The organism is Flavobacterium sp. P3_A6 (assembly GCF_056403035.1).
In genome coordinates this window covers 1-16,899 of record NZ_JBFUGG010000014.1, presented here as the reverse complement: position 1 = coordinate 16,899, position 16,899 = coordinate 1, and the positions used below count along the sequence as shown (strand labels likewise).

The window sequence follows — 16,899 nt, the reverse complement described above, 5'->3', positions numbered from 1 at the left end:
AAGATTGTTGGTTTTTATTATCAAGCTGCAATATAAAAAAAATTAAGTGTATAAAATACATTTTTAAAATATTTTAAATTTTATTGAATGTCTTTTTACATAATTACAGATAAACTGTTTTTTTTGACTGAGTACTAAAAATGATTACTGATTTCTTTTTTAAAGCATTGGCCATAAATCAGCATCCCATTGTAATTGTTTTATCTGCAGTAATGGCCTCCCGTTTTGTTTGGCATCATACGCATGATAGATGATATAATCTTTTACGTCAAAAGTGTAGGTGCTGTTGTGTCCAGCACCGAACCAATTTTTATCCCCTTGAATGAGTAAAGTTCCTCCTCCTTCAGTCAATAATTTTCCGTCTTTGTCTACATAAGGACCAGTAATGGTTTTGGATCTGCCTACTACTACTTTGTAGGTGCTTTTTTCGCCTCGGCAACACAAATCCCAAGACAGGAATTGATAATAATAACCGTTTTTTTTGAAAATGAAAGGAGCTTCAAGAGCACCGTCACCTGGATCCGAATCAGCAAGTTCAAATGTTCTTTTGCGTTTAGCAATTGTGTGCCATTCCTGCGGTTGTGCAACCGACTTTAAATCGGGATTCAATTTAACCATTTTCAATCCTTCCCAAAAAGAACCAAAAGCCAGCCAAGGCGTATTGTTTTCGTCAAATGTCAAATTAGGATCGATGGCATTCCAAAGGTCACGGTTAGGAACGGACTGAATGACAATTCCCTGATCTACCCATTTGTAAGCAGGGTCTTTTGGGTCTAAAGTGGTATTGGTTGTAACGCCAATCGCCGAAGTGTTTTTTGCGAAAGCGGAAACTGAATAGTACAAATAATATTTATTGTTGTGAAAAGAAATGTCCGGTGCCCAAATGTGATTGTCAAAACTTGGAACGACCGCATCTGCCCAAACTGGTTTTTCTTGGAATATTTGAGGTTCCTTATTCCAGTTTTTTAAATCTTTGGAACTGAAAACACTGATGCCTTTACCGGTGCAGTACAAATAGTAGGTGTCTTTTTGCTTAATCATTACCGGATCGTGAACGGTAACGTCTTGGGCAAATGACGATGTCCCAATTAAAATAAATAGGAGGAAAAATAAGAGTTGTATGTTTTTGTGTAATTTCATAGCTAGGTTTTTAAACATATAAGTCATTTAAGAAATATGAGTTTCACTGGTTTTATTAATCGTTTATATCAATACGATTCTGCGCATTGAAAATTGGAAACTGCGACAGCAAACTGTCTACTCCGTTATTCCTTCGGTTGTCATAATCACGCGTTTCATGCTTCCGTCTTTGTTGTAAAATAAACGATCCACACAAACAGATCTTCTAAAACTGCCACCATTGGGTTCGATGCTCCCATTGTGGTAAATGAAATAGGATTTCCCTTTGAAGTCAATAATTGCTTGATGATTGGTATTGGAGTTTCCGGCTATTTCATTCAGAATTCCTTTGTACTCCCATGGTCCGTTGATAGATTTACTCATGGAGTAGGCAATTTTCTCCGGAAACTGATAAGCATACGATAAGTAATACCAATTGTTATGCTTGTGAATCCAAGGAGCTTCTGTATAATTGGGTAATGTGATTGTTTGGATAGGACCGTCAAGTTCAATCATATTGGCTTTTAGTTTGGCATAGTGGCAAACGGTATTTCCCCAAAACAGATAGGCCTGTCCATCATTATCAATCATTACCGTCGGGTCAATATCATCCCAAGTAATGCTGGTCTGGGTTGTCATGTCATTGGTGATAAGGGCTTTTCCCAATGCATCTTTGAAAGGACCGGTCGGACTGTCGGAAACCGCAATTCCAATGGCTTTTCCATTGATTGTTCCGTGTTCAACAGTAACATACCAGTAAAATTTTCCGTTGCGTTCAATTACTTGAGCTGCCCAAGCATCGGATTTTGCCCAAGCGAAATCATTGACTTTCAGCGGAACGGGATGTTCCTGCCAATGCACCATATCGGAACTGGAATATACCAGCCATTCGTTCATTTTATAAAAATTGAAATCATTTGGAGCTTCATCATGGCCTGCATAGAGATACACTTTGTCTTTGTAAACCAAAGCCGCAGGATCACCTGTGTATTTGTCTTTTATAATTGGATTATTGGTTACTGGTGCTGTTTTTTGTCTATTGGCGGAAGCCAAAGCTTTATCTTGTGCTATTGTTTCGGCTGATGTCATCAGAATAAAAGAAAGAATAGGGATAAAAATATTTTTCATTATAGTCAGATTTTTTGAAAACGGGATTTCCTGAAATTGAAAACCCTTTTTTAAAGCTTAAAAAAGGGTTTTGATTGTTTTAAAGATTAATTTATTTTTTTGCCCCAAACTGGTAAGCCAGCTCCGGTAAGTCCGGAATAAGTAAGTGTCACTTTGCGTGTAGCACTTTCCCAGTCCCAAGCATCATTTACTTTGCATTTTACGCCATTTACGGTTAATGTTTTAGCAGTGCTGTCATACGACCATGTTCCAGAAACGCCTCCACTCACTTTTTTATCTGCGGTTAAATAAATAGTAGCTGATTTTTGAATGGTCGCATATTGATAATTCATAGTAATTTGCTCCCAAGATCCAATAAAAGAAGCTTCGGTAATGGTTGTAGCTGGTACGCCTGCATAACGCTCGGGAGCAATTACAGGCCATCCGTCTTCTGTCCATTGGATTTCGCGGACATGTCCCATCATTATGGCATTAGAAACAGCAATTCCCGAAACACCTACTGGTAAACGAGCTTGTGAAGAGTAATACCATTGTTTTGTTTCTGGATTTTGGAAAATAGCACAATGCGAAATTCCAACCCAGCCAGTATGATTATTGAAGCTATAAGGATGCGTCAGCATTGGCCAGCAATCGGCGCCAGCTGTTACATTGGCACCGTTGATTCCCACGAAAGGTCCCATGATATTTTTGGAACGGCAAACTCTGGTATTGTAGGGTACATCAAGACCATCATAGGCTAAAAATAAATAATAATAGCCAGTATCGGAGTTGTAGATTATCTCTGGACCTTCTGAAGCTTGCCAACGGCTGGTTGCACTGCGTGTTGCGATACGAGTCCCATAATCGGCAAGGGTTTTTAATTGATCTGGTTTTCCTGTTGTTGGATTCAGTTTTAAGGCAGCGATGCCTGAGTGCCATGAGCCATAAATTAAGTATTGCTCTCCCTCTGGAGTTTCAATAAAACTAGGGTCAATTGCATTAAATTTAAAATAAGCATCTTCCCAATTTCGGGTACCTGTAAATGAATATGGTTTTAAGCCATCGGGTTCTGAACAAACGACCATTCCTTTATCTGTCCAAACATTTGTGGCTAAATCATCGGTTTCTGCCAAACCAATAAAGGCTCTTTCACTCCAAGAGTTGTCAAAACTGGTGCCGATTATTGGATTATCGACTACAATGCTATAATACATACGGTATTTGTTACCCACTTTTCGAACACAAGGTGCCCAATATCCATAATTAGGGTTTGTGATGGCTGGCAGAGCCGGATTCATGCGGGCTCTCTTGTTATTCAAAGAATCTTTTACCCAAGCAGGTGCCGTGGTCATAGATGATCCCATGAATTCCCAAGTAATAAGGTCTTTGGAACGTCTGTAGAAAAAATGTCCGTGACCATCAGTTGCATTTCCGTAAGAAGCATCTGTTTGGTACATATAGTAATAATCGCCACATTTGGCTACCGATGGATCATGCACATTAGCCAAATTCCATTGCGAATTAGTACTCCAAGAAGCTATCGACGAATAATTATCAGCATAGGTTGGCCCTGGAAATGTGGGAGTCGGAGTAGGAGTGGGTGTGGGTGTCGGAGTTGGATCCGGTGCCGGATCATCTCCTTTAGAACAGCTAGCCACAGTAAATACTAACAATAGAATTGCAGTATTTAACATTAACCTTAAAATTGAATTTGACTTATTCATTTCTGTATGTTTTTATTTTCCTTCTAAAACAACTATTGAGAAAGGAGGAATAGTGATTTCAAGTTTTCCTTTTTTGTTTTCGAAACCTTTAAAAACTGTTGGTATAATTTTGTTTGGGTTTTCGAATGAATTGTAATCTTGCAATTTAGCTGCCGTTAATATTGTTCCAGTGAAATTTTTAACGCCAAGATCATTTATATCAATTTCTATTTTGTTTGTTTTTTGTGCATCAACATTTACTAATGAGATGTGAATTGCAGCATTTTTATCTTTTGATGCAGATGCAGATATTGCAGGAAGTGTTTCTCCATTAAAAGTGTATAAAGGCGTTTGAAAAGTAACTGGCAATAATTTGGCATCTTGATGTACACTGTACATTTTCATTACAGAATAGGTTGGAGTTGTAATCATTTTTGCTTTATCGGTTAAGATTACAGCTTGTAAAACGTTTACGCATTGTGCCAAGTTCGCCATACGGACTCTGTCGGCATGGTTGTTGAAAATATTTAATGTCGCTCCGGCTAGAACGGCATCTCTCATTGTGTTTTGCTGGTATAGGAAACCTGGATTTGTTCCTTTTTCCACTTCATACCAAGCTCCCCATTCGTCTACAATCATCGCTACTTTTTTCTCTGGATCGTATTTATCCATGATAGCAGAATGTTTAGTTACCAGTTCTTCCATTTTTAAAGCTGATTTCATCGTATGGAAATATCCGTCTTCGGTAAAATCTGTTGCGTCTCCTTTTTTATCCCAATTGATTACAGCATAATGATGCACTCCAACTCCTCCCAACATATTTAGGGGAATATCTTTCATTAAAGTTTCGGTCCAGTTATAATCGGAACTATTTGATCCGGAAGCTATGCGGGTTAAACCGCCTGTGTTTTCCCAATCAGACATGAAGGTTGCAAATTTTCTATATTCACCAACATAATAATCTGCGGTCATATTTCCTCCGCAGCCCCAAGCTTCATTTCCAATTCCCCAGAATTTCACTTTCCAAGGTTCTGTTCTCCCGTTTTTTTTACGCAGATCACTCATTGGGCTTTTACCTCCAAAGTTGGTGTACTGAACCCAGTCAGCTAATTCCTGAACCGTTCCGCTTCCTACGTTTCCAGATAAATAAGGTTCTGCTCCAAGTAATTCACACATGTTTAAAAAATCATGTGTTCCAAAACTGTTGTCTTCAGTAACACCGCCCCACCATTTGTTTACAATAGTTGGTCTTTGTTCCTTAGGCCCTATACCGTCTTTCCAATGATATGTGTCTGCAAAACAGCCACCCGGCCATCTTAAATTTGGAATTTTTAATTCTTTTAAGGCCTTGACAATATCATTACGCACACCCGCAGTATTTGGTATTTTAGAAGTGTCACCCACAAAAAAGCCACCATATATGCACCTTCCTAAATGCTCTGCAAAATGGCCATAGATATTTTTGTTGATTGTTGGTGCATCTGCAGTATTTTTTATAGTAAGTGCTGTAGTTTCTTTTTGTGCAAAACCGGTTTGGCCGCAAAAAGTTAAAACTAGTAATAATAAAAATGTCTTTTTCATGTCTTTTCTGATTTATAAAATCATGGGGTTCTTTTGTGGAGTTTACCCCATGACTTTTTTTTAATGTATAATATGATAATTTTAATATGAAAGCGTTGGCCATCCGTTTGACCATGTAAAATAAACAATTTCTAGTTTTGGATTACCGCTATCGGCTCCGTCGTAGTAATGTACAGATCCTTTTTGAGTGCCTGAAATTCTTGATAAATGTCCAGGGCCAATATAGTTTCCTTGTGTTGCTAGTACAGTTGTTCCTCCGCCAGCGGTTAGGTTTACGCCATTTTTGTCAACAAATGGTCCAAACGGGCTTGTAGAACGGCCCACAATAATGTAATAAGTACTGTTAACTCCTTGGCAGCAGTTACCACGGTTTACAAACATATAATAATAGCTTCCTTCTTTAATTAAACAAGGAGCTTCCCAAGAGGCTGAATTTCCTCCAGCTACAATTGTTCTAGTTCCTATTGGCATTCCAGTTGATGGAGTAATTTGTACCACGCCTATTCCTGCGTGCCAAGAGCCATACGCCATGTATACATTGGAGCCATCTACCAAAATAGAAGGATCTATAGCATTTACGTCTGATGATGAGGTAGATGAAACTACTCGTCCTCTATCTGTCCATTTTGTGCCAGCACTTTGTGAAATAGATGGAGAAGTTACCAAACCAATTGCTGAAGTGGATGAACCAAAAGTAGAACAAGAATAATACATATTCCATCGATTATTAAACCAAGCAACATCAGGCGCCCAATATGTTTTTGTAAAACCCGGAACATAACTGGTTATCCAACTTGGAGTAGAAGTAAAAACAGATGTTCCCCAAGACCAATTGATTAAATTGGTTGAATATGTCATTGGGATATTGTCTCCGGTGGTAAATACATAATAGTTGACACCGCTTTTTACAATCGTACTAGGATCATGTGATGCTACAGTACCAGTTACGGTCTTAGCTGTTATACTTTTAGTGTTTGTTACAGTACCGGTAGATGTTTTAATTATATCTGATGAAGCAGTATTGGCTTCTTCATTTTGACAACTAACAATAAGCATTCCAAATAATAAAATACAAGCAATCAATTTTGTGTTTTTCATAAAATATGTTATTAGTATTTTTAATTAAAACTTATTTTTTTTGATTAGTTTTTATGTTATAAAATCACATGGTATCCTTTTAGAGGCTACCACATGATTTTAAAACTAACTAACTCAAATAAATTTAATAACTATCGTTCTGTGTTATTGGAAACTCGTTTGTATCTATTTCTAATTGTGGTATTGGGAAGAATTCTCTTCCTGGAGCATACGAATTAAATTCAGCATCTCTTGATTTTAACCAAGCCAATTTTGTAGGATCCTGCAACCATCCCCAACGGCGAATGTCATCGAATCGGTGGCCTTCAAGTGCAAATTCTAAGAATCTTTCGTGTCCGATTTGGTCTCTCATACCAGCTTGACTAAGTCCAGGTTTTGCAGTACTTAAGTTTGGTAAATTTACACGGTCTCTCACCATTTGGATGTAAGTGTAAGCACCCGGAGTATCGCCAGTTTCATTTAAACATTCAGCATACATCAAAAGAATATCAGCATATCTAAGTAAACGTTCGTTATTTCCTGAACGCCAATCGTATTCATTTGCAAATGCACCGCCTCCATTTTCATATTTTTTGCAATAAATATCATTTAAATCTGCAGGTGAATTTTTATATTGTATTTCGAATGTCGTTTGGTATATCGGTGTAGCACCTCCAGGTTTTAAATAAAAAATTGTAGCATCCAAACGAGGGTCAAGTGCACCTGTTTTCGTTTTTTCTTGTTGAAATTCATTTAACAATGTAAATGTTGGTTGTACATCTTTGAACCCAAAAGCAGCAGCTCCATAAGTAATCGCTCTGGCAGATGTTTTTCCCCAGTCAGATGCTGGAATACCTCCCCAACTCAAACCAACACCGCCTACTGCTCTGCTAAACTGTACCTCAAATAGTGATTCTGAGTTATTCTCATTAGTATCCGTAAAATTATCGGCATAGTTAGAAACTAAAGAATATACACCTAAATCAATTACCTGTTTAAAAGTTTTCTTAGCATTTTCAAAATCTTTGGTGAATAAATAAGCTTTTCCCAAATATCCTAAAGCGGCTCCTTTTGTTGCGCGCCCCAAACCTTTTCCTGCTTCAACTGTTGTGTCTATTCCTGAAATGCCACTATAAGTAGCTGGTAATAAAGCAGCAGCTTGCTTAAAATCGTCCATAACTTGCGTCCAACCTTCTGCCTGGCTTTTTTGTTGATGATATACAGATAAGTCCAAAGGTATTGGCACGTTTTTGAACATATTTACTAAATGAAATAAATATAATCCTCTTAAAAAATAAGCCTGTCCTAAAATTCTATTTTTAAGTGCTTCGTCGGTAAAAGTAATATTTGGCACATTTATTAAAACCTGGTTGGCACGATTAATTCCTTGATAATATTCTCTAAATGCCCATCCATAAATTGCTGGATCTGAAACATTAGAATTGAAATATCCCACATTTTTCATAGATCCCCAAGGACTGTTACTGCGAGTGTCATCACCCTTTAAATCCAACAAAAGAGGGGAGCTTCTCATATAGGTTCCTTCATTTAAAAGACTGCTGTATGCTGCATTCAATCCTTTTAATGCGTCTGCATCTGTTTTCCAAAAAGATTCGGATGAAGCTTCGTTTGGATTAACCTGAACTAAATCATCATCGCTTACACAACTTGTTGTTAAAGCAAGTGAAAGAAATAAGATTAAGTATTTTATATTTTTATTTTTCATATGTATATATGTTAAATTTTATCTTTTTTTAAAAATTAGCTTGAACTCCCAAAGACAATGTTCTTGGGTTTGGAAAAGATCCCCCATCATAGCCTCTTGACAGCAGTCCATCGTTGCTGTTGAAGTCCGGGTCATATCCACGATAATTTGTTATTGTTAATAAGTTTTGTCCATTTGCGTATAGACGAACTTTTTGTATTGGGCTTTTCGGACCGATTGGTAATGAATATCCAATTTCAAAATTTTGTAATTTTACGTAATCACCATCTTCAATAAATCGATTGGAATCTCTTGCATTTGCATTTGGATCTCCAATAATTGGTCTTGGAACATTTGTATTTGTATTGGTTGGTGTCCAGTAATTTAATTCATCTGTATGATGATTTCCATAGTCTCCTAACATTAAATTGCGGTACATACCATTAAATACTTTATTTCCTCCGGCACCTTGAAACATTAATGACATGTCCCAATTTTTGTATTCGGCGTTAAACGTCAAACCGTAATAATATTTAGGTATAGTTACACCTTGATATATTCTGTCTTTGTCATTGATTATACCATCGCCTTTATCGTTCACACCATCACCATCAGTATCCACTGTTAGTTGGTCTTTGAATTTGATGTCTCCCACTCCTGCATTGGTTTGTGTTGCTGATGAAGCAATTTCTCCCACATTTTGAAATATACCATCAGTCTGATATGCGTAAATTTCACCCACTGAACGTCCTACTTCTGTTTTTGAAGCCGCACCATAAATAGGTGAATTCGTTTTGCCTAAACTTAAAACTTTATTTTTTAATGTGCTAAAGTTAGCTGAAATACCATATTTAAAAGCGTGGTCATCATTTCTATATGATGCAGTAAATTCTAAACCTTTGTTTTGCAATGAAGCAGCGTTCGTTTCTATGTCTGGATTCGCGAATCCACCACCAGCATATGAAATGGATCCTGTTGAATATGGAATAGGGAAATTAAGTAGTAAATCTGATGATTTTTTAATGTAATATTCTCCCGTAAATTGCAATTTATTATTGAAAAAAGCCAAATCCAAAGCGAAATTTGTCGTAGCCGTAGTTTCCCAAGTAATGTCTGGGTCAGTTGTTCTTACAGAAGTTGTTCCGTTTGCCAATGTGTTATTGAAATTGTATGCTGCAAAAGAATTAAGAGTTGAAGCATATGCATAAAGACCTATGGTGTGGTTTCCTAACTCTCCATATCCTCCTCTTAATTTTATTGTGTTGAACCAACTTGGTAAGCTCATGAATTTTTCATTACTCAATTTCCAAGCTCCCGAAACACCATAAAAATTACCAGTATTGTTTTCTGGTGCAAATTTTGAAGATTTATCCTGTCTGAAGTTTGCTGTTATGAAATATAAATCATTAAAACTATAATTTAATCTGCTAATGTAAGACTTAGTAGTTTCTTTGCTGTTGTATTCTCCAGCTGAAATGCCAGCGTTAGCATATTGTATTTCAGCTATTGTGCCAGTTGGATAGCCAACACCTCTTGACCAATGATTGTAAAAATCAATATTTTGTTGTACTAATCCTGCCAACGCATCTATTTTATGGTTGCCCAATGTAATTTCATAAGTGAAAATGTTATCTAAGCTTGTTGTGGATGTATTTGAGTTGGATACGTCTAAAGCAGCTTCTGCAGCTTCTGTTACGTAATACCATCCTAAATCGCTTTGTGGATTATATTTTCTGTTTTGGACATCAAGTCTATCATAACTTCCGCTAAGTTTATATTTAAAGCCTTTGAATATTTCAGCTTGAAACCAAAGATTACCTAGAACGTGATTTCTTTTGGTCGTATTTTCTATTAAATTGTTGAAACCAATGACATTCATGGATATTGCCCTTTGCGTAGCATTATCTGTTCCTCCATATCCGCCTAATCTGTTACTGTCATAAACTGGCATTGTTGGGATAGCACTCAATAAATCGCTTATAGGAGATTGTCCAGCATTATATTCGTTGAAAGAAGCTTTGTTTGATTGAGTATAGGCTACTTTTGCTCCATAACTTATCTTGTCTTTTTTACCCGTTAAGTTTATGTTTGTTGAAATTCTCTCATAGTCTTGTGGTGTTTCTATATAACCTTTGTTTTTAAAGTAATCCACATTCATGTTGTAACCCAAACTTTCGGCTCCGCCATTTACATTTAGCGAACTGTTTTGAATTGTCCCGGTTTTAAAAGCAGCATCTTGCCAATCCGTATCTACATTATTGATGTACGATGGGCTTGCAGGATTGTTACCTGGTGCTATGTTTATAGCCTCTCCACTTTGAATATTTTTATTCCTTTCTGCTTCACTTGTGATAGTTTGGTATCCTACTCTATCTGTTAATGACCACCGTTTTATTGCATTCTGTACGCCAAACAATGATTTAAAGGACATGTTTATTTTACCTGCTTTCCCTTTTTTTGTCGTTATGATGACAACACCATTTGCCCCACGAACTCCATAAATTGCTGCAGCAGATGCATCTTTTAATATTTGCATGGATTCAATATCTCCAGGAGCGAAATCATAAGGGTCATTAACAATAATACCATCTATAATAAAAAGTGGATTATTGTTTTTGAAAGACGATATTCCTCTGACTTTAATGTTTACAAATCCACCTGGCTCACCAGATGATTGAACAGTAACCCCAGCCGATTGTCCCTGAAGCATTTTTGCTACATCATAGCTGATTGTTTTTTTTGCGTCTTGCGCATTAATAATACTAACGGAACCAGTAAGATCCGCTTTCTTTTGCGTTCCGTATCCAATTACAACAACTTCATTCAATTTGTTGTTGTCATCTTTTAGGGCATAATTGATTTGTGTACGGTTAGAAATAGTTAATTCTTTAGTTTCATACCCTACGTACGAGAAAACAAGTACATCTGTAGGTTTGGCACTGATAGAATATTGGCCGTCAAATCCTGTAGAAGCAGTGGTTGAGCTTCCTTTAACTAAAATATTTACTCCTGGCAGTGGCATTCCGTCTTTGTCGGAAGTAATTTTTCCTGTCACAGTACCAGCCTGTTGAGCCGATACATAAACACTAAAGAGCATCATAAATAATGCTATTAGCCATTCTTTTTTAGGCAATAAAAAATTGCAATAAAAAAATAATCTGTGGTTTGTTGTCATACTGATTGCATTTTGGGTTAATTATAAGTGTAGTTTTTACATTTGTAAATTTAAATAAAAAAAAAACATAAAAACAAATTAATCTGATAAAAAAAGTCAATAAAAAAAACGGATATCCTAAAATATAGTTTAAAATGCAGGAATATGTGTATTTTTTGTAACTGAAAAACGTTTTCGTTATTTTTAATATGCTGTAAATCAACAATATAAATATTTTTTTMAATTTTAAATAATTGATTTGATTTTTTTCAGCATCATCTAAATTTTTATTAAAAACATAATATTAAACTTGTTAAAATTTATTGAAAAAAACTCCTTTTGACTCTTGAAATCAGTTAAAAAATAGATTTAAATGTATTTTTAACACTTAATTATTCTGTTTGCTTTCTAAAAACAACTTGTAACGGGATGTTTTAGTACAATTTTGATTGTTTAGTTCAGCACTTAATCTATAGTGTAAAAAATCGTAATTCTAATTAAAAATTCAGATAATCAGTAACTTAAAGTCGATATTCTATGATCTAGGCAGTATTAGTGTGTAAACCACACTAAATTAATTTGGTAGTTTTGAGGAAGTTCTTATATTTACATCATATATATAAATGTAAATATGTTAAATAGTTATAGTACAGAAGATAAAGTTCTTTTAGCGGTCGATTGTATCATCTTTGGATTTGATGAAGGAGGGTTGAAAATTCTTTTGATTAAAAGGGATTTTGAACCCGAAAAAGGAAAATGGTCATTAATGGGAGGATTTCTTAAGAAAGAAGAGGTATTAGATGATGCAGCCATTAGGGTCTTAAATACTTATACAGGATTTAATGATATTTATATGGAGCAGCTTTACACGTATAGTGAAATAGACCGTGATCCAGTTGAAAGGACGATTTCGGTTGCTTATTATGCTTTGATAAATATTGAAAACCATAATGCTGAATTGATTCAGAATTATCATGCCAAATGGTTTAGTGTTTCGGAAGTTCCAAAACTGATTTTTGACCACGATAAGATGTTGGCACATGCCATCAGAAGATTGCGCTACAGAACGTCGATGCGGCCTGTTGGTTTTGAACTTTTGCCCGAAAAGTTTAAAATGAGTCAGTTGCTTAAATTGTATGAATCGATTTTGGACAAAGAAATTGATAAGAGAAATTTTATCAGCAAAATAAATTCATTGGATATCCTGATAAAATTGGATGAGAAAGACATGACATCATCAAGAAAAGGTTCTTATCTGTATACTTTTGACAAAGAGAAATATGATGCCAAACTCTTGAATGATTTTGCTATAAATTTTTAAGAAGAATTAATTAGTTTTAATTCTGAAATAAATAAAAAAGGAAGTTTCTTCGACAGAAACTTCCTTTTTTATTGTGGTTAAATTTAAGTTTTAAAAATGAAAAAACTCAAGTGATATTTTTTCTACTGTGTAATCTAAAATTTTACTACCGTTTTTTTACCATCATAATTTACTGCTTTCTTTTGTCCAGAAGACAGTATAATAGTAAATTTTCTATTAAGGAGCATTCCCTTGTATGACCCTTTTCTATAGGCAATAGTTAATTTTTGCGATGCATCATTCCATGAAAATTCTATTTCCGTGTATGCTCCTTTTTCATAATTGTAGTTGTCAAACTCGTCTTCATAGAGTGTAAAGGTGCCGTCTGCACCAGAATATATCTTTATTTCAAGATCATCCCATTTTTTTTCTGTGGCATACTGTACCTGTGGCCCCACAGGAATTATGCCTCCCGCCTTAATATAGAGCGGAATCATGTCAATTGTCGTTTTTCTTGTAATCTCTTGGCCACCATTGAGTTTTTCATTTGTCCAGAAGTCATACCAGACATTCCCTTCAGGCAAATATACTTTTCTCGTTTTTTCTGAAGTAAAGTCTACAGTGTCTTTTGCATCATTCCTTTTAGAATCCTGTTTATCCCATCCACTTTCTTCATTTACTTTTACTATAGTTTCAGGAGTATATTGAGCTTGGACAATTGGAGCTACAAGAATGGATTTGCCAAACATGTATTGATTATTGATGTCCCAAACTTTTTTGTCATTTGCAAAGTCCATAAATAGGGCACGCATAAAACTGGATTGTTTGTTGGTAACCTCCCACGAAGTAGAATAGATATATGGCAACAACGCATAACGCAGGTTGATGAATTTATCTATAGCATCATATATCGGTTCTCCTTTTTTCCCAAATTGGTATATCTCTCTCGGGATATCCGTACCATGAGAACGCATCATCGCATTAAATGTACCGAACTGGATCCAGCGAACATACAGCTCCTGATACAAAGGGTTTTTAGAGCCAGTTCCTCCGTTCCCTGTATTATATGCTCCTGCGAAAAAACCACCTATATCAGAGTTCCAATGCGGAATTCCGCTAAGCGAAAAATTTAAACCGGCCGGTATCTGATTACGAAGTGTTTCCCAACTAGAACCTGTATCGCCTGACCATGTATTGGCTCCATAACGCTGCTGACCGGCAAAGGCTGACCTAGTTAGGATAAATACACGTTTATCTGAAGTGGTTTTGCGCTGATGGTCATACACGCCGCCTACAGTCATCAGCGGAAAGGCATTACGTACTTTACGGAATGAGCCCAGATATGTTTGGGTATCATAATCTTCCTGTTTTGCCCCAAAATGGTCGGGTTCTGTTGAATCCATCCACCATCCGTCTATGCCTCTGGCAAATAAACCGGCGTTGGCATATTTCCAGTATATGTCGCGTGCTTCAGGATTATAAGGGTCATATACTCTTACCCCCGAAGGATAATCAAGGTTGGGAGGCCAAGTTTCAATACCCGATTCAGGCCAGGTTCTTATATTAAAAAGCATTCCTTTTTTGTTCAGTTCCTTGTAAGCCTTGGTTTCAGGCCCGAAAGAAGACCAGATCGAAATTATCATATGAGCATTAAGACCATGAATATCGTCGATCATTTTTTTAGGATTTGAAAACTCTGGATTTAAGAAATCCATGGCATTCCATAGATAATTATTACCCCAATATTGCCAATCCTGTATAATACCATCTAGCGGAACGCCCAGCTCGCGGTATTTTTTTACTACATTTACTAATTCATCTTGGCTTTTATAACGTTCTCTGCTTTGCCAAAAACCATATGTCCATAATGGAAACATTGGAGCTTTTCCTGTGAGTTCTCTCATATTGGCAATCACCCCATCGGCATTGCCTCCATACATAAAATAGTAGTCTACACCATCTCCAGTTTCCGATTTAAAAGAGGTTTCGTTTGCATCATCCGTAAATTCGGTCGGAGAATAGTTGTCCCAGTACAGTCCGTAACCCTTTACGGATTGGAAAAAGGTTACAGCATCTTCAGTATTTCCCTGTTCCAGATGATATTTTTGGTTCCTTTGGTTTAAATTTCCTCTTTGATGCTGACCCAAACCATAGATAGGTTCCTCTTTATCTAAATTGAAGGATTGATACACATTATATGAATTAACTCCGGCATCATTAAAAGGGACAAATTTTGTTCCCTCAGGTTTCTCTTTTAACAGTGGCTTTCCTGAAGCTGTGCCAAATGTTATATCTCCAGACGTAGCATTTATCGTTATGCTTAATTTATCTGATTTTAAGGCTATAAACCTGTTGTCCTCTTTGGCTGTAAAAGTTGTTTGGGAAGGGTTTAAAACTACTGAAAGACTTTCTTTGGAGTAAGATTTGCCTACAGGGAATTTGATAACTCTCACAATAGACGGACTATAAAATTGTATTTCAACAGTGTTGCCATTTGCAACAGTTTTAATCCCATGACTTGTTTTTTGAAAATTTTGAGCATGACCGCTTAAACAAAAGCATATGACAATCAGGGAGGATAAGATATTTTTCATTTTTACTAATTTATGGTTATGGTCTAGGCTTGAAAAAGTAATACGGGGCTCATATAAAATAATAGGGCAATCAATTGCCCTATTATTTTATTACATAGACACAATACAAGAACATGTATTAGGCTAAGAGTGTTTTTTTTAAAGGTACTTTAGTCCTAACTATTGCCTTTTTGGTAATCCGCCAAGAATGTTGCCAATCCGCTGTCGGTAAGCGGATGTTTTAGTAAACCTTCGATTGCGCTCAATGGTCCAGTAATTACATCGGCACCAATTTTGGCACAATTTATAATATGCATGACGTGACGCACAGAAGCTGCCAGAATTTGAGTCTCATAGCCATAATTGTCATAAACTAATTTGATGTCTTCAATCAGCTGTAAGCCATCTGTAGAAATATCATCAAGTCTTCCGATAAATGGAGATACGTAAGTTGCTCCAGCTTTGGCGGCAAGCAATGCCTGACCTGCAGAGAACACTAATGTACAGTTGGTTCTGATTCCTTTGTTCGAAAAATATTTAATGGCTTTAACTCCGTCTTTAATCATTGGGATTTTAACCACGATCTGCGGATGCAATGCTGCCAATTTTTCTCCTTCGGCAACCATTCCGTCAAAATCAGTCGAAATTACTTCGGCGCTTACGTCGCCATCCACCAATTCACATATTTTTACATAGTGCGCAATGATATTGTCGGCTCCGGTGATTCCTTCTTTCGCCATTAGCGAAGGGTTTGTAGTTACTCCGTCCAATACTCCTAAATCATTGGCTTCTTTGATGTCTTTTAAATTTGCTGTATCGATAAAAAATTTCATGGTTTTTGTTTTTTTTAGAGAATCTAAGATTCTGAGTTTTTAATTTTTTTTAATAGTTGTTAAGTTTCTAAGATACTGAGAATCTAAGTTTTTTACTTAGTTTCTTAAAGTCTTAATTGCTCAATATCTGAGCACTCTCTTCAATATATTTTAATATTTCTGCAGAAACGCTGTGGCTGTTAAATCCGAATTTTTCGTCCAAAACGCTCGCTGGAGCCGAATAGCCAAAATGGTCCAGTCCTACTACTTTTCCGCTGTCGCCAATGAGTCCTTCAAGGTTTACAGGAAGACCTGCGGTGAGTCCGAAAACTAGTTTTTCTTTTGGGATAATGCTTTCTTGATATGATTTAGACTGCGTTTTAAACAAGCCTTCTGAAATAATGGAAGCAATGTTTATTTTTAGATTGTGTTCCTTTTCCAAGATCACTGCAGCATCGATAAGCGTCGAAACTTCCGACCCGTTTGCAATTAAAGTGATGTCTGGATTTGTGGTTTCTTTTACCAAATAACCGCCTTTTTTGGCTCCAGTTGCTTCATCGTATCTTGAAGTTTTAGCTGCTGGAATATCTTTTATGCCTTGTCTGGAAAGGATTAAAGCCGTTGGCGTTTTGGTGTTTTTCAAAGCCATATCCCAAGCCACGGAAGTTTCAATGGCATCGGCAGGGCGCAGTGCCAATAAACTTTGGTGTCCCGAATGGTTTTTTACCTTTTCCAGCAAACGCATCTGCGCTTCCTGTTCGATGATCG

At 36.5% G+C, this 16,899-nt stretch carries 11 protein-coding genes; 1 reads left to right on the top strand and 10 read right to left on the bottom strand.

Features of this window, described 5'->3' with window-relative positions:
* Positions 1-159: 159 nt before the first annotated feature.
* The 7 genes from AC1DVP_RS14125 to AC1DVP_RS14095 form a co-directional block, all read right to left on the bottom strand.
* Positions 160-1,140 carry a family 43 glycosylhydrolase gene (locus AC1DVP_RS14125; RefSeq protein WP_477184125.1) on the bottom strand — a complete coding sequence of 327 codons (981 nt, stop codon included), beginning with the start codon at positions 1,138-1,140 and terminating at the stop codon, positions 160-162.
* A 117-nt stretch (positions 1,141-1,257) separates the two neighbouring features.
* Positions 1,258-2,247: a glycoside hydrolase family 43 protein gene (locus tag AC1DVP_RS14120; protein WP_477184124.1), complete on the bottom strand. Its 990-nt coding sequence runs from the start codon at positions 2,245-2,247 to the stop codon at positions 1,258-1,260.
* An 86-nt stretch (positions 2,248-2,333) separates the two neighbouring features.
* Positions 2,334-3,920 (bottom strand): arabinan endo-1,5-alpha-L-arabinosidase, encoded by a 1,587-nt coding sequence (locus tag AC1DVP_RS14115; protein ID WP_477184123.1) that lies wholly within the window; start codon positions 3,918-3,920, stop codon positions 2,334-2,336.
* A 42-nt stretch (positions 3,921-3,962) separates the two neighbouring features.
* On the bottom strand, positions 3,963-5,510 hold the full coding sequence (locus AC1DVP_RS14110) for an alpha-N-arabinofuranosidase (RefSeq protein ID WP_477184122.1): 1,548 nt from the start codon (positions 5,508-5,510) through the stop codon (positions 3,963-3,965).
* Between the two features lie 81 nt (positions 5,511-5,591).
* Positions 5,592-6,608: an arabinan endo-1,5-alpha-L-arabinosidase gene (locus AC1DVP_RS14105; RefSeq protein ID WP_477184121.1), complete on the bottom strand. Its 1,017-nt coding sequence runs from the start codon at positions 6,606-6,608 to the stop codon at positions 5,592-5,594.
* 124 nt (positions 6,609-6,732) lie between these two features.
* Positions 6,733-8,313 (bottom strand): RagB/SusD family nutrient uptake outer membrane protein, encoded by a 1,581-nt coding sequence (locus AC1DVP_RS14100; RefSeq protein WP_477184120.1) that lies wholly within the window; start codon positions 8,311-8,313, stop codon positions 6,733-6,735.
* 28 nt (positions 8,314-8,341) lie between these two features.
* Complete coding sequence (locus tag AC1DVP_RS14095) at positions 8,342-11,467, bottom strand: SusC/RagA family TonB-linked outer membrane protein (protein ID WP_477184119.1); 3,126 nt, start codon at positions 11,465-11,467, stop codon at positions 8,342-8,344.
* A gap of 610 nt (positions 11,468-12,077) precedes the next feature.
* On the opposite strand from AC1DVP_RS14095, the gene AC1DVP_RS14090 reads away from it, so the two are divergent.
* Positions 12,078-12,767, top strand: a complete 690-nt coding sequence (locus AC1DVP_RS14090; RefSeq protein ID WP_477184118.1) for an NUDIX hydrolase — start codon at positions 12,078-12,080, stop codon at positions 12,765-12,767.
* A 134-nt stretch (positions 12,768-12,901) separates the two neighbouring features.
* On the opposite strand, the gene AC1DVP_RS14085 is transcribed toward AC1DVP_RS14090, so the two are convergent.
* From AC1DVP_RS14085 to AC1DVP_RS14075, 3 genes are all read right to left on the bottom strand, one after another.
* A complete protein-coding gene (locus tag AC1DVP_RS14085; protein ID WP_477184117.1) occupies positions 12,902-15,340 on the bottom strand; it encodes a glycoside hydrolase family 31 protein in 2,439 nt (812 codons plus the stop codon).
* Between the two features lie 155 nt (positions 15,341-15,495).
* Positions 15,496-16,152, bottom strand: a complete 657-nt coding sequence (fsa, locus tag AC1DVP_RS14080) for a fructose-6-phosphate aldolase (protein ID WP_477184116.1) — start codon at positions 16,150-16,152, stop codon at positions 15,496-15,498.
* A 112-nt stretch (positions 16,153-16,264) separates the two neighbouring features.
* Positions 16,265-16,899: transketolase-like TK C-terminal-containing protein (locus AC1DVP_RS14075; protein WP_477184115.1), on the bottom strand; the 635-nt coding region annotated here is incomplete at its 5' end.